This is a genomic window from Paenibacillus sp. FSL H7-0735 (genome assembly GCF_038008505.1).
GTDB classification, from domain to species: Bacteria; Bacillota; Bacilli; order Paenibacillales; family Paenibacillaceae; genus Paenibacillus_AQ; species Paenibacillus_AQ odorifer.
Genome location: NZ_JBBOZH010000001.1, coordinates 4,957,622 through 4,975,876, shown reverse-complemented (window position 1 = coordinate 4,975,876; position 18,255 = coordinate 4,957,622). Strand labels below are relative to the sequence as shown.

Annotated in this window: 21 protein-coding genes; 20 read left to right on the top strand and 1 reads right to left on the bottom strand. The window is 45.0% G+C overall.

Annotation, left to right across the window (positions count from 1 at the left end):
• Positions 1-92: 92 nt before the first annotated feature.
• On the bottom strand, positions 93-962 hold the full coding sequence (locus NSS82_RS22690) for a polysaccharide deacetylase family protein (RefSeq protein ID WP_445254018.1): 870 nt from the start codon (positions 960-962) through the stop codon (positions 93-95).
• A 121-nt stretch (positions 963-1,083) separates the two neighbouring features.
• Between NSS82_RS22690 and NSS82_RS22685 the strand changes: the two genes are divergently transcribed.
• From NSS82_RS22685 to NSS82_RS22590, 20 genes are all read left to right on the top strand, one after another.
• Positions 1,084-1,455 carry a hypothetical protein gene (locus NSS82_RS22685; protein WP_036676200.1) on the top strand — a complete coding sequence of 124 codons (372 nt, stop codon included), beginning with the start codon at positions 1,084-1,086 and terminating at the stop codon, positions 1,453-1,455.
• A gap of 234 nt (positions 1,456-1,689) precedes the next feature.
• Entirely contained in the window at positions 1,690-2,304 is a 615-nt protein-coding gene (locus NSS82_RS22680; protein ID WP_036676203.1) for a genetic competence negative regulator, read from the top strand.
• Positions 2,305-2,457: 153 nt separating this feature from the next.
• Positions 2,458-3,153 carry a glutamic-type intramembrane protease PrsW gene (prsW, locus tag NSS82_RS22675; protein WP_038572438.1) on the top strand — a complete coding sequence of 232 codons (696 nt, stop codon included), beginning with the start codon at positions 2,458-2,460 and terminating at the stop codon, positions 3,151-3,153.
• 322 nt (positions 3,154-3,475) lie between these two features.
• Positions 3,476-4,834, top strand: a complete 1,359-nt coding sequence (gene ypeB / locus NSS82_RS22670; RefSeq protein WP_036676206.1) for a germination protein YpeB — start codon at positions 3,476-3,478, stop codon at positions 4,832-4,834.
• Between the two features lie 134 nt (positions 4,835-4,968).
• Positions 4,969-5,622: a flagellar brake protein gene (locus tag NSS82_RS22665; RefSeq protein WP_036676209.1), complete on the top strand. Its 654-nt coding sequence runs from the start codon at positions 4,969-4,971 to the stop codon at positions 5,620-5,622.
• Positions 5,623-5,829: 207 nt separating this feature from the next.
• Entirely contained in the window at positions 5,830-6,540 is a 711-nt protein-coding gene (gene cmk / locus NSS82_RS22660; RefSeq protein WP_254924541.1) for a (d)CMP kinase, read from the top strand.
• The gene (locus NSS82_RS22655) at positions 6,537-7,124 is read left to right on the top strand and encodes a lysophospholipid acyltransferase family protein (protein WP_036676211.1); all 588 of its coding nucleotides are present in this window, start codon (positions 6,537-6,539) and stop codon (positions 7,122-7,124) included. Before cmk ends, NSS82_RS22655 begins: the two co-directional genes overlap by 4 nt.
• Positions 7,125-7,299: 175 nt before the next feature.
• Positions 7,300-8,622 carry a 30S ribosomal protein S1 gene (gene rpsA / locus NSS82_RS22650; RefSeq protein WP_170914203.1) on the top strand — a complete coding sequence of 441 codons (1,323 nt, stop codon included), beginning with the start codon at positions 7,300-7,302 and terminating at the stop codon, positions 8,620-8,622.
• 176 nt (positions 8,623-8,798) lie between these two features.
• Positions 8,799-10,124, top strand: coding sequence for a ribosome biogenesis GTPase Der (gene der / locus NSS82_RS22645; RefSeq protein ID WP_036676212.1), 1,326 nt, complete (start codon positions 8,799-8,801; stop codon positions 10,122-10,124).
• 12 nt (positions 10,125-10,136) lie between these two features.
• On the top strand, positions 10,137-10,754 hold the full coding sequence (gene plsY / locus NSS82_RS22640) for a glycerol-3-phosphate 1-O-acyltransferase PlsY (RefSeq protein ID WP_036676213.1): 618 nt from the start codon (positions 10,137-10,139) through the stop codon (positions 10,752-10,754).
• Positions 10,747-11,787: an NAD(P)H-dependent glycerol-3-phosphate dehydrogenase gene (locus NSS82_RS22635; RefSeq protein WP_076127494.1), complete on the top strand. Its 1,041-nt coding sequence runs from the start codon at positions 10,747-10,749 to the stop codon at positions 11,785-11,787. The genes plsY and NSS82_RS22635 overlap by 8 nt, the downstream gene beginning before the upstream one ends.
• A 66-nt stretch (positions 11,788-11,853) precedes the next feature.
• A complete protein-coding gene (locus tag NSS82_RS22630) occupies positions 11,854-12,129 on the top strand; it encodes a stage VI sporulation protein F (RefSeq protein WP_038572437.1) in 276 nt (91 codons plus the stop codon).
• 197 nt (positions 12,130-12,326) lie between these two features.
• Entirely contained in the window at positions 12,327-12,506 is a 180-nt protein-coding gene (locus NSS82_RS22625) for a DUF2768 family protein (protein WP_036676218.1), read from the top strand.
• A 34-nt stretch (positions 12,507-12,540) separates the two neighbouring features.
• Positions 12,541-12,909 (top strand): 2Fe-2S iron-sulfur cluster-binding protein, encoded by a 369-nt coding sequence (locus tag NSS82_RS22620; protein WP_036676220.1) that lies wholly within the window; start codon positions 12,541-12,543, stop codon positions 12,907-12,909.
• Between the two features lie 30 nt (positions 12,910-12,939).
• Positions 12,940-13,686 (top strand): DUF3939 domain-containing protein, encoded by a 747-nt coding sequence (locus NSS82_RS22615; RefSeq protein ID WP_256718582.1) that lies wholly within the window; start codon positions 12,940-12,942, stop codon positions 13,684-13,686.
• 451 nt (positions 13,687-14,137) lie between these two features.
• Positions 14,138-15,616, top strand: a complete 1,479-nt coding sequence (spoIVA, locus tag NSS82_RS22610) for a stage IV sporulation protein A (RefSeq protein WP_036676222.1) — start codon at positions 14,138-14,140, stop codon at positions 15,614-15,616.
• Positions 15,617-15,993: 377 nt separating this feature from the next.
• On the top strand, positions 15,994-16,266 hold the full coding sequence (locus tag NSS82_RS22605; protein WP_036676223.1) for an HU family DNA-binding protein: 273 nt from the start codon (positions 15,994-15,996) through the stop codon (positions 16,264-16,266).
• Between the two features lie 115 nt (positions 16,267-16,381).
• Positions 16,382-16,630, top strand: a complete 249-nt coding sequence (mtrB, locus tag NSS82_RS22600; RefSeq protein ID WP_051490908.1) for a trp RNA-binding attenuation protein MtrB — start codon at positions 16,382-16,384, stop codon at positions 16,628-16,630.
• A gap of 92 nt (positions 16,631-16,722) precedes the next feature.
• Positions 16,723-17,265, top strand: coding sequence for a hypothetical protein (locus NSS82_RS22595; RefSeq protein ID WP_076147351.1), 543 nt, complete (start codon positions 16,723-16,725; stop codon positions 17,263-17,265).
• Between the two features lie 91 nt (positions 17,266-17,356).
• Positions 17,357-18,250, top strand: coding sequence for a heptaprenyl diphosphate synthase component 1 (locus NSS82_RS22590; protein ID WP_235219377.1), 894 nt, complete (start codon positions 17,357-17,359; stop codon positions 18,248-18,250).
• Positions 18,251-18,255 lie beyond the last annotated feature (5 nt).

Here is an 18,255-nt window from a genome sequence, read left to right as displayed (position 1 = left end):
GCAAATGGCTTTTGGAACCCCCTTCTATTTTTCGTTTGATTTGAAACATTTGCACTGACGAAGCAATTATCGGACATGTACGGATAATGAGATCAACGCATTTTTAGCTCAATGCTGCGCGGATCAACAAAGCTATATCCTTTGCCCTCAAGTGTAGTGAGCAGGGTATCCAGACCTTCAACGGTCCATGGTAGCTCATGCATCAGGATATTACTGCCAGAATGCAGCTGATCGGTAACATTGCTGATCAATTTTTCTGTCTTACCCGTTTCTTTTTCTTTCATTTCCCAGTCAAGAGAGCCTACAGACCAGGTCATGTATAACATTCCATTCTCGGCAGCGACCTTCTTGCCAACATCCCCGCCAGCACCATGTGGCGGACGGAAAAAGTGAGGAGCTTCTCCAAGCGTTTCTTTGACAATATTTTGAACATCTTCGATTTGCTTTTTAACCTCAGTATAGGACTTGTCTTTCAATACAATATGATCCCAGCTGTGGTTGCCGATAATTCCACCGCGGTTATGTATTAACTCCAGAAGCTCAGGATGCTCCTTAACACGATAACCATTCACGAAAAAGATGGCTTTAGCTTGATGTTTGTCCAGAACATCCATCAAAGGGTTAATCATTGCCGCATCTTTAGGACCGTCGTCAAAGGTGAGCAAAACCACTTTTTTATTTGTAGCTTCCTCATTAGGGACGATATCGTAATTTTTGTTCATATGGTACAGCAGTGGAATTTCAGCGGATGCTTCGCCCTTACTGGCTGTACTATTTCCTGTAGTACCTCCATCTGCTGTTGCTTCAGGGGTAGGACTGGCTGTTGCTTCAGGTGATGGCGCCGTAGTTTCTGCGCTTTGTGTAGCTGCCGCCGTGGGCGGATTGTTTGAGGCATTTGTTTCCTTAGCTGTATTTCCATTTGCACCGCTGTTGCCACAGGCAGTAAGCAACAAGGTAGCCAATAGGAGCACTGATGTCATTTTACCCACTTTTTTCAACTCGCTTTCTTGTTATTAGGTTGTATGAGCCGGAATCTTTCCGCGAACACTAAACATGATTTTACCATACAAGGAGGCTGGAAATATGAATACTTCGTCATTTTTATGCGGGGTGCTGATGGGCGCCGCAGCCAGTATGATTATGTCCAAAAAGCGGAATTCTTTAATGTCTTCGCTAGGGCAATCGGGTGGTTCCATGAGTGGAGCTGCAGATAAAGCAAAAGAAAAAATAATCGGTATGGCCACGACTGGTTTTGGTAACACTGCTGTTTCAAGCAGTAATGCTCAAAGTAACGGTTCAAGTAGCGGAACCACTGAGCATAAGACTGAATCACCAGTGAAGTCGAAGGAATCCAATCTTAAATTGTTAAAGGAATTCATTCGCAGCAATCCTGAAGTGAAGAGCGAAGTAGAGCAGATTCTTAAAGAAACGCATACAACCATACCGGGATTGTAACCGTAAAGGACTCCATCAGAATCATTTTGGGGATGAAATATTCCGCAGAATGATTCTTTTTTATTATTCAGGGCTCTGAAAATGGTTTATTCAATAGAGAGGATTTTATATATTTATTTACGTGCATTTATCTCGGCAAAATGATAACATACTTACATAGTAACCATTTTTGGCTCATTACTCGGGACTCATCATACATTATAATAAATGAGCTTGCAAAAGGAGGATCCTGTCATGAGAATAGAGCGATTAAGTCAAGATAAGATACGGATTTTCCTCACTTTTGACGACCTGAGCGAGCGGGGCATCCAGAAGGAAGACATGTGGCAGGAAGTTCCTAAGGTTCATGACCTGTTTACGGAGATGATGGATCAAGCATATAGTGAACTAGGTTTTGATGCCACGGGTCCGCTTGCCGTAGAAGTTTTCGCATTGCCCGCGCAAGGCATGGTCGTTATAGTGACCCGAGGAAAATATGATCACCATCAGTACGGTGCGTCCGGGGAAGAAGAATTGCCAGAAGAGATTTATGAAATGGAAGTTACTCTTGAACAAAGCGACTCCATTGTATATGCATTCCGCGATTTCGAGGTTCTGGTTGAAGCGGCCCATGTGCTCATCGGTAATATTACTTCCCAGGGGAAACTGTATTCTTATAACAATAAATGGTATCTGTATTTCGATCCAAAGGAATTTGAAGAAACGGCGTTGTCAGGTCTTGTTGGCGTACTAGCTGAGTTTGGAGATTCCTCACCGGTCACAGAAGCTGTTCTCGATGAATATGGGAAAACAGTGATGCCGGAGAATGCGGTCCAGTTATTGTGCACTCATTTTAAGCGTCAGGAGTAATTAGGCAAGATCTAGGGGCTGATGACCATTGTTTAGGCCGATCAGCCCTAGTCTTGTTGTTGGTGATATGTCGGTCATTCTTGTATCAAAGTTATCATCTACCTTGCTGTGTAACGGCAGTAATAGGGTTTAGGAGTATAGGGAGGTTATTCGGTGCTCGTGTTATCGGTTATTTCGTCGGCAGTGGCGCCGGGACTTGCTCTGTTGACCTTTTTTTATCTGAAAGACAAGTATGATCAAGAACCGCTTCATGTAGTCATTAAAGTATTCTTGCTCGGCCTTCTGATTGTGTTTCCTGTCATGATCATTCAGAGAGGGCTGATGCTGGGACTAAATGGCGGTCCGTATGTGGAGTCGTTTCTCATATCCGCTGGCGTGGAAGAATGTCTAAAGTGGTTTGTGCTTTACCATATGATTTACAATCATACCGAATTTGACGAGCCATATGATGGGATACTATACGCTGTGGCGATTTCGCTCGGCTTCGCAACAATAGAAAATGTAATGTACGCTTGGTATAGCAACGCTTCAATCGGATCAATGTTTCTGAGAGCACTTCTTCCGGTTTCTGGACACGCTATGTTTGGTGTGATCATGGGCTACCATATGGGGAGGGCGAAGTTCTCAAAAGGTGTTAAGACCCGGAGAATTCTGGTTTTTTCGCTACTGTTGCCATGGATGTGGCATGGGATATATGACTTTATTTTGAGTACGACAGCTAACTATTGGATATGGTTTATTGTGCCTCTGATGGCTATCCTATGGTATGGAGGTATGGGAAAGGTAGCTAGGGCCAACAGCCGTTCTCCTTTCCGCTTTCTGAAACGTGAAGAAGAGGTTAACCTATAATCGAGATGGACACACTTATATTCGAAGGGCAGTTCCTAGTAAGGAATTCCAGAGAGGAGAGAGGTGTCTTTTTTTGCGTATAAAAGTACGTATCGTTTGCAAACAGTGCGGTGAGACCTACATATTAAGAGGGATTAAAGAGCATGGTATCATTCAAACCGGCTTTAAACAATGCCTTTGCAGTAATAGCAGTGGCTTTGAGATTGAAGAAAGAGCATGAGCGGACGTTATAGTCACATGGTGTAGCAACTTCAGTGCATAAGACTCCTAGTTTATTGTCAAACTAACGCCAATAAGCTATCGAAAGGAGTCTTGTAGCCCTATGTACAAAAGATTAAGTGCTGTAATGTTCCCGCTGACCGCGCTGCTGCTGATTGGTGCGCTTGTGTGGGGTTATCAGGAGAACCAGGAGAAGAATTCAATACTAATTAAGGCGGAAAACCAATATCAACGCGCCTTTCACGATTTGTCCTATCATGTGGACCGTCTTCATGGTGAGCTTGGAAATACGCTTGCGGTTAATTCTGCTTCTAACGGGATGCACCGCAAAGGACTCGTCAATGTGTGGCGGATGACCAGTGAGGCCCAAAATGAGATTAATCAGCTGCCGCTGACCTTGCTGCCATTTAGCAAAACAGAGGAGTTTCTGTCCAAAATCTCCAACTTTTCTTATAAAGCCGGGATTCGTGACTTCACTAAAAAACCTCTGACAGATGGAGAATTGAGTAATCTAAAAGCATTATATAAGAACTCGGGAGAAATCTCTAAGGATTTGCAAGAGGTACAGAATAAAGTCATTGGCAACCGGCTGCGCTGGATGGATGTTGAAACGGCATTGGCAACAGAAAATAAAGCGGAGGACAACACGATTATTGACGGTTTCAAAACGGTGGATAAACGTGTTGGCGCATACCCTGAGCTAGACTGGGGCCCTTCAGTAGCAAGCATCTACGATAAACGTTCCGTCAAAATGCTCGGAGGTAACCCCGTGACTGCCGAAGACATCAAACGTAAGGCATTGAAGTTCGCGGATGCGGGCTCCAACGCTAAAGTCGATGTTAAAGAAAATGGGAAGAACACCGAATGGCCATCCTATACGGCAACAGTTAGTGGTTCGAATGAAAAGCACACCATCAGTATGGATTTCACAAAAAATGGCGGATTGCTGATCTCTTATTATGATAACCGTGAGATTGGACCTGCCAAGGTATCTATTAAAGAAGCAGTTACCAAAGCCGAGAAGTTTCTTGAGAAAAAAGGATATCCCCATATGACTGCAGTCAGCGCTGATCGTTATGATAATATCGGGAATTTGACCTTTGTGACCAAACAGAATGATGTATTGATTTATCCTGAAAAAATGACTATTCGTATGGGGCTGGATACAGGTGATACCATCGGTTTTGAGGCCAGCGAATATGTTAAAGAGCATAAGGACAACCGTCAGCTTCCAAAACCAAAGCTTACTCTTGCTGAGGCGAGAAAATTTCTGAATTCTGATTTCAAGGAGCAATACAATCGCTTGTCCTGGATTAAAAATGATGATTCCGTCGAGGTCTTGACTTACGAGTTCGGTGGAGGGGTCAATGGCTCAAAGTATCGTATTTATATTAACGCTGAGGATGGAATTGAAGAGTCTGTGGAAGAAATCAGACCTTCTTCGGGGTCTGAGGCAAAATAAAAGGGAGGGCGCATCCAGCAGTTGGGTGCGTCCCTTTTTTTTGCAATATCTATAAAATATATCTGACTGGCTGATATTCCCATGCTATAATCAGGCTTAGTGATAATTACTAAACTGATGTGGCGGTGACATCTTTGTATCCTAAAATTAACGAATATCTATACATACAGGTTGCTTCCAGTGACGCTGCTGAAGCAGAAGTTGAATATAGATCAAGAATTGCAGAGACGGAAGAAGACGCATTTCTGATTGAAATTCCTATGCAGGAGAGCAATGGTCGTCTAAAAAGGCTCTTTATGGGGGACGAGCTTTCGGTCTATTTTTTAACTGAGGGTGGCATTAAAAATTACTTTAATACTTATGTGCTGGGCTTTAAAGAAGATGTAATTCGTATGGTCAGGATTCAAAAGCCGGAGACAGATTCGATTTTCAAGATCCAGAGAAGAAGCTTTTTCCGAGTGAATGCTGATCTAGAGCTAGCTGTGAAGGATAGCCTTGGCAAACGCTTCCTGGTTCGCACAGATGATATTGGTGGCGGAGGAATCTCCTTCTTGGTGGATAACCAAGTAAAGCTGGAGGTTGGTAATAAATTGTCCTGCTGGGTACTGGTTCCTTATCGAAACGGAAGCACGGAGCATGTCAATTTTGAAGGTGAAGTAGTGCGCATTAAAAAGCTTGAGAATGGACGTCTTTTAGCCATGTTGAAATTTGTCGCTATTTCAGATTTGGAACGCCAGAAAATTATCCGTTATTGCTTCGAACGTCAGTTTGATTTCCGCAACAGATAAGCATTTTTAACAGCTCTATTAAGCTGTCTGATTTTGCACTGAAGTATAAACTGTGGTATAATTTTATAAGTCGCAGGCAATGCCTGCTTTTTTCTTGATAATATCATCAAGCATAACAATTTATGTGTGCTCCTTGATATTGCAGGAATAGTTTTCGTAACGCTAGATGTTTTTTTTATGAAAGAGTGTTTGAGGAGGAATGCCCCGTTGGATAGGCAGGGTACACATACTTATGACAGAATAAACGTCGCCATCGACGGACCTGCCGGGGCAGGCAAGAGCACTGTAGCCCGATTGGTAGCCCAGAAGTTGTCTTATATCTATGTCGATACTGGTGCAATGTACCGGGCAATCACCTGGTATATGATCCAAGAAGGCATTGAACCGGAAGATCAGCAGCGAGTGAACGAGAAGGTTCGCGACATGGTGATTGAACTTATTCCGGAACGAGACATTCAGAAGGTGCTGATTAATGGGGAAGACGTGACCCCACATATTCGGAGCCTTCAGGTTAGCGGCCTTGTGTCGCAGTATGCGAAGATCGAGGATGTAAGATCCAGACTGAGTCAATTGCAGCGTCAGATGGCGCTTCGCAAAGGCGTGGTAATGGATGGCCGCGATATCGGTACAACCGTGCTGCCGGATGCCGAGGTAAAGATTTTTATGACGGCAAGTGTGGAAGAACGAGCTCTCCGTCGTTATAAGGAACTGAGAGACGCGGAATCGGTGACGCTTCAGCAGCTTGAACACGATATTGCAAAGCGGGACCGTCTGGATGAAGGACGGGAGATTTCACCGCTGCGCCGTGCAGAGGATGCTATTCTTCTGGATACGACCTTAATGAATATCGATCAAGTTGTGGAGGCCATTGTATCCCACTGTAGATCTCATGTTGACGGGGAGAGAAATCATTTATGATTTATGCAATTTGTGTTGGATTGCTTCGCTTGATTTACGCAATCCTTTTCCCGCTTAAGATTGTGGGGAAAGAAAATGTGCCAAAGGAGGGCGGGGTACTGCTCTGCGCTAACCACATTAGTCTGCTTGATCCAATGACTATTGGAATTAAGCTGGACCGTCAGGTAAAGTATATGGCTAAGGCTGAACTGTTTGAGGTTCCGGTGCTTGGCTGGCTCATTAATAAATTGGGTGCTTTTCCGGTGAAACGTGGCGGCGTAAGCAAAGAATCCATAAAAACGGCCCTTAACACACTTCGTAATGGTAATGTCATGGGTATCTTCCCGGAGGGTACGCGTAACTCTGATGCCGGCGTGGCCAAGAAGGGTGCTGCTAGCTTTGCACTTCGAAGTGGCGCAGCAGTTATTCCAGCGGCTATTATCGGCCAGTATAAACCCTTTCGACGCATGGTCGTTGTCTACGGTGCTCCTGTAGACCTTAGTCAATTTGCCGGTGCGGGGAGCGAATCTCTCGAGGCTGTTACCGATGTCATTATGGATCGCATCCGTGAGATGAAAGAGACAGGTAAACCAAGTGCTAGTTAAGGGATGAGCAGAACAATAAATTTTGCTCAATGTTTTGATTAAATAACGGCATAGCCGCTATTTTTTGGAACATACTATCATCAAGTGTAAGTGGCAATATCAAGCATTGCTTGTTTTGAACTCTGCTATACGCAGGTTTAAATAAATGGGGTTTTGAATCGAGGAGGCTAATCACATGTCTGAAGAAATTAAAAATCAGGAAGCTGCGGAAAAGAATGAATCCGTAGAAGCGGTGGATTCCGCTGTGACAGAAAATAACGGAGCTGTAGAAGAAGTTGCTGCCGTTAACGAAGAAGAAGTGACTAACCAAGCTGACTTGGAAATCATTTCTCTGAAAAAAGGCGATACCGTGAAAGGAACAATCGTCAAAATCGAAGATAACCAAGCTTATGTAAGCATTGGATATAAATATGACGGTGTGATTCCAATTCGCGAATTGTCCGCAGTACAACTGGACAACGCTGCTGCAGCAGTAGAAGTTGGACAGGAAGTAGAATGTAAAGTTGTCAGCATCAACGACAACAAGGAAAGCCTTGTACTTTCCAAACGTGCTGTTGATAGTGAAAAATCATGGGAAGATCTTGAGAAATACTTCGCTTCCCAAGAAGCTTTCGAAGTTACTGTGGCTGACGTTGTTAAAGGCGGCCTCGTAGCTGATGTTGGAGCTCGTGGATTTATCCCAGCTTCCATGGTAGAGCGTCACTTCGTTGAAGATTTCAGCGATTACAAAGGCCGTACATTGCGCGTTAAAGTGAAAGAACTTGACCGTGAGAACAGCAAAGTAATCTTGTCTGCTAAAGAAGTTCTTGAAGAAGAATTCGAAGCTAACAAGCTGAAAATTATGGCTGAACTATCTGAAGGCCAAATCATCGAAGGTACAGTACAACGTCTGACTCAATTCGGCGCATTTGTTGATGTGGGCGGAGTTGACGGTCTTGTACACGTATCTGAAATCGCTTGGAGTCACGTAGAGAAACCTTCTGATGTAGTATCTGAAGGTGATAAAGTACGTGTTAAAGTATTGAAGGTTGATCCTGAAAAAGGAAAAATCAGCCTGAGCATCAAAGCTGCTGCTCCAGGTCCTTGGGACTCTGCTGCTGGCGAAATCAACATCGGTGATGTTGTAACAGGCGTTGTAAAACGTCTTGTGAACTTCGGAGCGTTCGTAGAATTGCTTCCGGGTGTGGAAGGTCTTGTGCACATCTCACAAATCTCCCACAAACACATCGCTACTCCACACGAAGTATTGAAAGAAGGACAAGAAGTTCAAGTGAAAGTTCTGGACTTCAATCCATCCGAGAAACGTGTTAGCCTGAGCATCAAAGAAACTGAAGAAGCTCCAGCTCCATCTGCTAGACCTGAACGCAGCAATAGCAGAGACAGAGCTCCTAAAGAAGTTCTGAACAACCCTAACGTTTCCCTTAGCAACGAAGGCCTTAGCTTTACGCTTGCTGAACGTTTTGGTGATAAGCTGGACAAATTTAAGGGTAATAACTAATCCCTAAACGAGCTTTTGAATATACGGGTAAAGTAATCGGCGAGCCCTCGATACGGGGGTTCGCCGATTGTCTTTTTTTCGGAACCGGCAGGATTGATGAGAGTTAACATGATTGTTAGCCAATTTAAATGTTTTTTGCTATGATGAGTAACGTAAGGATGACAGGAGGAATGAATATGGCAAGACCCGTTGTGGCAATCGTTGGGAGGCCTAACGTCGGGAAATCGACGATATTTAATCGGCTGATTGGCGATAGATTAGCCATTGTAGAAGATAAACCGGGGATTACACGTGACCGGATTTATGGTATTTCAGATTGGAACGGTAAGTCGTTCAGTGTGATTGATACCGGAGGTATTGAAATTGATGGAGAAGACACAATTCTGAAATCAATCCGCGTTCAAGCGGAGCTGGCGATTGAAGAAGCGGATGTTATTGTATTTATGTGTGAGGCAAAGAGTGGTGTGACGAATTCAGATGAAGAGGTAGCTCAGATTCTGTTCCGTTCAGGTAAACCGGTCGTTCTTGCCATCAACAAAGTGGATAATATGAAGCGTGCGGATGATATTTATGAGTTCTATAGCCTTGGTTTTGGCGATCCAATCGGAATTTCTGGTAGTCACGGAACCGGACTCGGCGATTTGCTAGATGCTGTAGTTGAGCGCCTACCTGAGAAAATAGATGATGAATACGATGAGGATGTCATTCGTGTAGCTTTGATTGGCCGTCCGAATGTAGGGAAATCCTCTTTGGTCAACGCGATTTTGGGCGAAGAACGTGTTATCGTCAGTGATATTGCAGGGACAACAAGAGATGCTATCGATACTCCTTTTGAACGTGATGGGCAACGTTATGTGCTTATCGATACGGCAGGTATGCGTAAAAAAGGCAAGGTATACGAGAACATTGAGAAATACAGTGTTATGCGTGCTATGCGTGCGATTGAACGGGCTGATGTGGTCCTCGTTGTAATTAACGGCGAAGAGGGCATCATCGATCAGGACAAGCATATTGCTGGTTATGCACATGAAGCTGGTAAAGCATCTATTTTTGTTGTGAACAAATGGGATGCCATTGTGAAAGACGATAAGACTATGCAAAACTTTGAGACTAAGATTCGTGACCATTTCTTGTTTATGAGTTACGCACCGGTTGTCTTTTTGTCGGCCTTAACCAAACAGCGTTTGCAAAAACTGCTGCCTGTTGTACAGCATGTATCTCAACAGCACGCACTGCGCATTACTACACATTTGGTGAACGACGTTGTATCTGATGCAATCGCGATTAACCCTCCACCAACTGACAAAGGCCGTCGCTTGCGTATTAACTACGTAACGCAGGTTGCGGTGAAGCCGCCTACGATTGTGGTGTTCGTGAATGATCCATCGCTGATGCACTTCTCCTATGAACGTTATCTGGAGAATAAAATTCGCGCAGCGTTTAATTTCGAAGGAACACCAATCCGTCTCTTTACACGGCGCAAATCCGAAAACGAAGGTTAGGGGAGAAGAAGTGTGGCGCTTGAACTTCTGGTTATCGTTGTAAGCTATTTGCTTGGTTCTGTCAGCTTTAGTGTACTGCTTGCAAAGTTGCTAAAGGGAATTGATATCCGTCAATACGGAAGCGGAAATGCGGGGGCTACCAATACACTGCGTGTATTGGGTAAAGGTCCTGCAATATTAGTGCTGTTGCTGGATGTGCTGAAAGGGGTTGCCGCTGTATGGTTAGGAACCTGGGTCGGCGGATGGGGAACCTGGGTTCCGGCTCTTTGCGGAATCGCTGCCATCATCGGACATAATTGGCCGCTCTATTTTCGTTTTCGTGGGGGGAAAGGCATTGCTACTACGATCGGTGTTATGGCTACGCTTTGTTTATGGCCAGCGCTGCTCGCCGGTATCATCGCCATCCTGTCTATCTTTATCACACGTTACGTGTCCCTTGGCTCATTAATTTTTGTAGCACTGACACCAGTGGCTTTATTGTTGACAGGATTTACACAACCTGTGCTCTGGACCAGTATTATTATTGCGGTCTTCGCCTTCTGGCGGCACCGGACGAATATTGTAAAGATCGTAGAAGGCCGTGAGAACAAGATAGGCTCAAAAGTTAAAGGAGGGAATCGTGTTGTCTGATAAAGTTACCGTACTTGTAGCGGGGAGCTGGGGAACTGCGCTGGCTAGTGTGCTGGCTGCAAACCACTCGGAAGTTTATCTGTGGACACGCAACTCTGATCAAGCTGCCGAGATCAATGGCTCTCATACGAATAATAAGTATCTGCCTGGCATCGCTCTGCCAGCTAACATTATTGCAACTACGGATATGGAAACGGCAGTGTCCGGTTCTAAGGCGGTTGTAATTGTGGCTCCGTCTTCAGGAATGCGGCAGGTTGCTCGCAGTCTGAAGCCATTCTGGAAGGATGACATGTTATGTGTCCATGCTACGAAGGGCTTTGAGTCGGAAAGCAATAAGCGGATGTCCATCGTAATTGCAGAGGAACTGGGCTGTGACGAAGGGCAGATCGTCGTCCTCTCCGGTCCAAGTCATGCAGAGGAAGTTGTACGCCGGTGTCCTACAACAGTTGTAGTTGCTTCACCTGATGACAAGCGTAGCGCCGAAGCGCAGGAATTGTTCATCAACAACGATTTCCGTGTATATACGAATCGTGATCAGGTTGGGGTAGAGCTTGCCGGTGCTCTTAAGAATATTATTGCCCTTGGTGCAGGCCTATCCGATGGCCTTGGATATGGGGACAATGCTAAAGCAGCGCTTTTAACCCGTGGACTCGCTGAGATCTCTCGGGTGGGAGTTGAGCTTGGAGCCAATCCTTTGACCTTTGCCGGCCTTGCCGGAATTGGCGATCTTGTTGTGACAGCTACTAGTCAGCACAGCCGTAACTGGCGCGCTGGGTCCATGCTTGGTCAAGGTAAGCCGCTGGCCGAGGTGCTGGAATCCATGGGGATGGTAGTCGAAGGTATTCGTACTACCGAAGCAGCTTATGCAATTTCGCTCAAACTGGGTGTGCAGATGCCGATTACGGATCAGATTTATCATGTGCTCTTTCAAGGAAGAAGCCCACGCAGTGCAGTTGAAGCCTTGATGGGTCGTGATCGTAAACCTGAGCTTGAGTCGATCTCCCAGGAAACTTGGGAGCAGTGGCATTCCTGATCCTGTTCACCTTTTTCCGCAAATTCTCATATGTTGTAATGGGGATTGACGGAGGAGGGATGAAAAGTGAGCAGAGATTTTTCCAAGGATGCATTGAACGCCATTAACAAAAAGGCGGGCAAGAACATTACGGAAAGTGCCGTCAAAAAGCTAGCCAGTACGGTAAAGCCAGGAACTACGCAGAATGAAGCCCAGCTCCGCCAGTTAATTAAGCAGGTGTCATCAATGGCGAAAGTGCCGGTCAGTGAAGCTACTGTGCAGGAGATTATCAATGCCGTTAAAAAAGGCGGCGCAGGTTCCAGCACAATGGAGTCTTTAATGAAAATGATGCTTAAAAAATAGCTTTATGTTGGGTGAGCAAAAGAAAACGGATCAATGAATGATTCCGTCGTCTTTTGCTTTTTTTTATATTCCTGATAATTTTCACGAAGCGTAGTTTATTTAAAATAATACATAAAAAATGATGTTTTTTTACAGAAAAGGATAAGGTCATGATATAATAGTCCCTAATAAATTACAGGCGAATGGGGGCTTTGACCATGGATCCGATGACAAAAATGTGGTTATCCCTGATTGCGATGCTGATTATGGGATTATCAGTATTTCTTATAACTTTTGCTCGGAGCAAAACCAAGGGCTTGCTTAAGGCTGTACTGTCTATACTTGCTTTTGTCATCATGTTAGTGGGCCTATTGGGCGGAGTTGTTTCAATTATGTAAGCAATTACATAGTGTTGAGGAAGGAAGTAACATCATGAAATCTCAAAAAGGAGTTACCGTTGTATTTCAACCAGAAGGCCGTAAAGCTGTTGTGAACCGTGGCATTTCGTTATTAGAGGCTGCTCGTAAAGCAGGAGTGCCAATAACAACTAGATGCGGAGGCAAAGCAGGCTGTCTGATGTGCAAGGTTACAGTCGCGAAGGAAGAGGCTGCTGCAGTAAGGCCTCCCGGTGATATTGAGCGGCGTAAGCTTGGATCGGCCTTAGAAGAAGGAACGCGTCTGGCCTGTCAGGCTGCCGTATGGAGCGACGTAACCGTTCAGGTGCCGGAAGATCCACTGAAGGCTGCGGTGCGCCGTAAGCTTGAAGCAGCGCGGCGTGGGGAAGAAGATGAGCTGTGGTAGCGTAAGAATGTCACCGTGGGAGGGACTCGGTTGGAGTTTATAGGATATAAAATGAAACTGAAGGCAGGGGCCAAGCTTTTGCTAGGGATGGTATCGCTCGCGCTTACGCTTTCGGGCTGTCTATACCCAGGTGAAGAGAAGCGGGCCAGTGTTAATTATCGGGAAAGTGTTAAACGGATACAAGCAGCCGTTGATGATTATCAACAGGAGGAAGGGGTACTGCCCATTCTTAATGCGGATGAAACTACTCCAAGGTACGAGAAGTTCCGTATAGACCTGGGGAAGCTGAATAATAAGGGGTATTTGGATGATATACCGGCTACCGCCTTTGAGCAGGGTGGAAGTGCTTATTTTCTTATTTTGAATGAGGAAATTGATCCTGTGGTGAAGGTGATGGACCTTGTTACTGTTCAAAAGGTGAATGACGTGCAACGACAGGTTAACCGCTATAAATCAGCTCATGGCGGCAACCTGCCTGTGCTTGATGAGCTATACCCCGGATTGTATACCATTAATCATAAGCAGGCGGGTACAAGCTCTATAACATTAACGAGCGTCTATTCCGGTCAGGTTCTTGATTTCATCATGGATAAGGATGGAACTGTTTACGTAGATTATGTTTTTGATATCATGGCTGCCGTCGATAAGAAGGGTGGAGAGCACGATAAGAATCAGGACTTGCGACTGGATCTGGAGGAAGCTTCATATTACGTTCCCGTGAAGTCTTTGCCGTATCTATGGATTAACAATCAGCCAATCCCGCAGCCTCCAAGTTAGAGTGAAAGTTTAAGAGCGTCTAAGCTTCGGTTTTATCCGGGGTATTAGGCGTTTTTTTGTTTATATCCTTTTACACCAAGTCCTGTAATCTCAGCATCCACTAAAAATAGTTCTATCAAAGAATCCTAGCTCATAAGATGGATGAGTAAGCTTCCGGGCGTCAGACGCCTTGCGGCGCGCAGACTTAACTTTTTTGAAATTACATTGGGAAATGCGCGAATACGGGTCATAAATTCGTTCCGGATACATATGATGATACTAGTCCAAATGCATGTCCGAGCATTCGGAGTTTAGCGCGGGGCAAGTACGTCCCGGTCGAAAGCAGCTAGGCTTCGGGCGGGCATACGATAAGTCCGGTTGATGTCCTGCAAGGGTCAGATTACCGGCGGAACGCGAAGTCGATGCTCTTCAGGCATTTTTTCTTCGGAGTAATATGAGGAGGGGATCTCTTTTGGAAAAAGTGGATATTTTCAAGGACATTGCCGAGCGTACCGGCGGAGACATTTATCTTGGCGTCGTCGGCGCGGTTCGCACGGGGAAATCGACATTTATCAAGCGCTTCATGGAAACAATTGTCCTGCCAAACATCACGAATGAGGCTGATCGAGTAAGAGCTGTGGATGAGCTTCCGCAAAGCGCAGCAGGCAAAACGATTATGACGACAGAACCGAAGTTTGTGCCTAACAACGCAGTCCAAATCAAGGTTGCGGAAGGGCTTGAGGTTAATGTTCGTCTGGTAGACTGTGTGGGTTACGCTGTAGAAGGTGCAAAAGGCTACGAGGATGAAAATGGACCACGAATGATCTCTACACCTTGGTTTGAAGAGCCTATTCCTTTTCAGGAAGCGGCAGAAATCGGGACACGTAAGGTTATTCAGGAGCATTCAACGCTAGGTGTAGTGGTAACAACAGATGGTACGATTGCAGAAATTCCGCGGAACTCGTACGTGGACTCTGAAGAGCGCGTCATTGCAGAGCTGAAGGAAGTGGGTAAGCCATTTGTGCTTGTCATTAACTCCACCCGGCCACGCAGTGAGGAAGCGCAGCAGCTCCGTAACGAGCTAGCCATCAAATACGATATCCCAGTTATGACGCTAAGCGCCGCAAACATGAGCGAAGATGACGTAACTGGTGTGCTGCGGGAAGTGCTTTATGAATTCCCAGTGCATGAAGTAAATGTAAACCTGCCAAGCTGGGTTATGGTGCTTGGAGAAAACCACTGGCTGCGTAGTAGTTATGAGAACTCCGTTCGCGATACGGTAAAAGATATTCGCCGCTTGCGGGATGTTGACCGCCTCGTATCTCAGTTCACCGAATATGACTTTATTGATAAAGCTGGCCTAAGTGGTATGAACATGGGTCAGGGCGTAGCAGAGATCGACCTGTATGCTCCAGAAGAGCTGTACGATCAAGTTCTGATGGAAGTGGTCGGGGTTGAGATCCGCGGTAAAGATCATTTGCTCCAGCTTATGCAGGAGTTCTCGCATGCGAAACGAGAATACGACCGATTCTCAGAAGCATTGGAAATGGTCAAGACTACAGGTTATGGTATCGCGGCTCCATCCTTAGCCGAAATGGCGCTCGACGAGCCAGAACTGATACGTCAGGGCTCTCGCTTCGGGGTTCGCTTAAAGGCTACTGCACCGTCCATTCATATGATTCGGGTGGATGTGGAGTCTGAATTCTCGCCAATCATCGGAACGGAAAAGCAAAGCGAAGAGCTGGTTCGTTATCTGATGCAGGACTTTGAGAATGATCCTATTAAGATTTGGGAATCCGATATTTTTGGCCGCTCCCTGCACTCCATTGTTAGAGAAGGCATTCAAGGCAAGATAGCTATGATGCCGGATAATGCACGCTACAAGCTGCAAGAAACGCTTGGCCGCATTATTAACGAGGGTTCCGGCGGACTTATTGCAATTATTCTCTAAGCTGAATATAAATAAATTCAAAGAGTGGGAGAAATCCTGCTCTTTTTATTTGTATATATCCTAAAACTTGATTCCTAGTTCCTATAATAACGGTGAATCTGACTCAATTATTCTGATGAAATAAAGACCTAAACTGCTCCTATAGGTCTAACAAATTAGATCGAATTTAGATAAATATGCACGGATAGATGATAATTTCTGCTCCTTTTTTGAGTAACAGCTTGAATTTATGGATGGGCTGTATTACTATAAGTTTGTTGCGCTTCAAGGTCTAAGGGCGCCAAAGTTAAGTTTTAAACGGGATTATCACGTATATTTTACGTTGAAACGGAAACAGTGTATGATACCGGAGAATTTACTCAGGGAGGTGAGAAAACATGAATAAATCAGATTTGATCAATGTAGTTACAGAAGCAACTGAACTTCCCAAGAAGGATGCTACTAAAGCTGTAGATGCGGTTTTCGAAGCAATTACAGAAGCACTGCAAAGCGGTGATAAAGTACAACTGGTTGGATTCGGAAACTTTGAAGTGCGTGAGCGTTCTGCACGTAAAGGCCGTAACCCGCAAACTGGTGAAGAAATCGAAATTCCTGCAAGCAAGGTACCGGCATTCAAACCCGGTAAGGCGCTGAAAGACGGAATCAAATAAAGATTTCTACATACCTATCCCATAGTCTTTTAAGAACAACTATGCCGCCCTCCAAGGCGGCATTTGTTTTTTGAAATACTATGAACTGTATAATAGGTTTAGAGGAGGATGAGTGATGATGGATAAAAATACGGGTACTACTCCGCTTCCAACGGGCAGCGACTATATTGTGGTTAAAGCTAAAGATAATGGCGTTCAGGTCATTGGGCTAACCAGAGGTACAGATACACGTTTTCATCATACAGAGAAGCTGGATAAGGGCGAGGTATTGATTGCCCAGTTTACTGATCATACCTCAGCGATGAAGATTCGCGGTAAGGCTGAAATATGGACAAAGCACGGACAATTGGAAAGTGAAAGCTGAAAAGCAGGCATAGCCTGCTTTTTTTCAAAATATAGTAAAGATAAATGATCGTATTAGCTAAGAGTGGGAATTATGGATAAGGAGGCGTGTTCATGAACAAGGCCTGGTGGGTCGGAGCCGTATTACTCTTGACTGCAACCTCTGCTGTAATATTGCCCAAAGTGGCAGATATGGATTCTACCTTACAGCAACGCAATGGTGCAGTAGAGACTTTTACTGGCGACCATAACACAGTGCTAGACAATGATAATCTTGTTGATGTTCTTGGAGCACTTCCATTGACCTTATCCATTGATAGCGTAGGCTGGGAGGATCACGTTCTGTCACTGGATTTAAAAGTGAGCGGAAATGATCATGAACCCCAGGAGCTTTATCGAAATATGGCGCAGGCTATTTCTTTTGCTTTTCAAGAAACCTCGAATGTGGATCAGCTTTTGCTGCGCATCGTGGTCATGGATAAATGGCTGGATAGCCGCCGGCTGCTGCTAGCAGGGGATATCAGACGCACGGAGTGGTCGGCTGAACTCCAGAATGAACTTCAGTCTGCGGGTAATCTCCCCATATCCGAGCGACTCAAGACGGGCTTCCGTATTAGTGAGACTGAGCTCTGGAAGAAGCAGTTCATTTATCCTTGAGAAGAATAAAAGAAACTCAGTCGTACCACAGTGCGTGACAAAAAAACATGTGATATAATAGACAAGATTGTGAACAAAGGAATTATTATTAATGTCAATGGCTTCGGAGGCTGAAATGAAACCGTACTGCATACCGCAACTGGCAAAACCCTACACCGACTACGACATGATTCAGAAGCATACGGATTTGCCGCCGTTTTCTGATGGCCGGGGTCATTTGTTATATATTTTTCTAAACCATGGATCTTCTGTTAAAGGAAATGCTGGTGAGTTGTATACGCTCGTAACAGCACTTATTCAACTTGGACTAGATACACATGAGGTAATTGACCGCTCGAATGATAGACGCGGTGGAGATCCTATGCGTTCCCGTCAATTAAAGGTATTGGCTGGCGATTATTTCAGTAGCTGGTTTTACCATCTGCTTGCAAAGAGTGATCAAATTGAGATGGTTGGAATCTTGAGTAAGGCGATTGCTGATTTTAATGTCTTGAAAGCGAACCTCTATGTGAAGATGAGAGGAATCCGTCTTTCGGCTGAACAATACTTGCGGCACATGGTACAGCTCAATATGCGGCTGTTCCTTTCTTTTACGCCCATGATCGAGAATTCCTTAGTGGAGTTGTGGGAGAAGTTATTGACAGAATTCAGTCAGTGCGAAACTGTTGCCATAGAGCTTCAGCGTTGTGATAACCTTGAGAATGCTAGCAATGGTTATTGCTACTGGAAGATGCTGGAGTCAGCGACAGAGGAAGAACGCAAACAGCTTCAAGACCAGAACCTTGATCAGAAGGACTGGAAGATGCTGAAGATGAAATATAAATGTGATTCTCTGCTGACGGACAAGCTCCATCAGTCGATTCAGTCGATTCAGGGACTATTACAAAGCGTTAAAGACGAAAGCCTGCTTAGAGAGCTTGAGATAGCGCTGGATCGTATTCTCCTGCAGATGAAAGTCTCAGGACAAGCAGCCGTGGAGGGTTAGTGGAT

What these genes read in the sequence shown, in the direction of transcription:
- NSS82_RS22685 (WP_036676200.1), top strand. Translation starts at nt 1,084, where the DNA reads ATGAATACTTCGTCATTTTTATGCGGGGTGCTGATGGGCGCCGCAGCC.
- NSS82_RS22680 (WP_036676203.1), top strand. Translation starts at nt 1,690, where the DNA reads ATGAGAATAGAGCGATTAAGTCAAGATAAGATACGGATTTTCCTCACT.
- ypeB (WP_036676206.1), top strand. Translation starts at nt 3,476, where the DNA reads ATGTACAAAAGATTAAGTGCTGTAATGTTCCCGCTGACCGCGCTGCTG.
- NSS82_RS22655 (WP_036676211.1), top strand. Translation starts at nt 6,537, where the DNA reads ATGATTTATGCAATTTGTGTTGGATTGCTTCGCTTGATTTACGCAATC.
- rpsA (WP_170914203.1), top strand. Translation starts at nt 7,300, where the DNA reads ATGTCTGAAGAAATTAAAAATCAGGAAGCTGCGGAAAAGAATGAATCC.
- der (WP_036676212.1), top strand. Translation starts at nt 8,799, where the DNA reads ATGGCAAGACCCGTTGTGGCAATCGTTGGGAGGCCTAACGTCGGGAAA.
- NSS82_RS22625 (WP_036676218.1), top strand. Translation starts at nt 12,327, where the DNA reads ATGGATCCGATGACAAAAATGTGGTTATCCCTGATTGCGATGCTGATT.
- NSS82_RS22620 (WP_036676220.1), top strand. Translation starts at nt 12,541, where the DNA reads ATGAAATCTCAAAAAGGAGTTACCGTTGTATTTCAACCAGAAGGCCGT.
- NSS82_RS22605 (WP_036676223.1), top strand. Translation starts at nt 15,994, where the DNA reads ATGAATAAATCAGATTTGATCAATGTAGTTACAGAAGCAACTGAACTT.
- mtrB (WP_051490908.1), top strand. Translation starts at nt 16,382, where the DNA reads ATGATGGATAAAAATACGGGTACTACTCCGCTTCCAACGGGCAGCGAC.
- NSS82_RS22595 (WP_076147351.1), top strand. Translation starts at nt 16,723, where the DNA reads ATGAACAAGGCCTGGTGGGTCGGAGCCGTATTACTCTTGACTGCAACC.
- NSS82_RS22590 (WP_235219377.1), top strand. Translation starts at nt 17,357, where the DNA reads ATGTCAATGGCTTCGGAGGCTGAAATGAAACCGTACTGCATACCGCAA.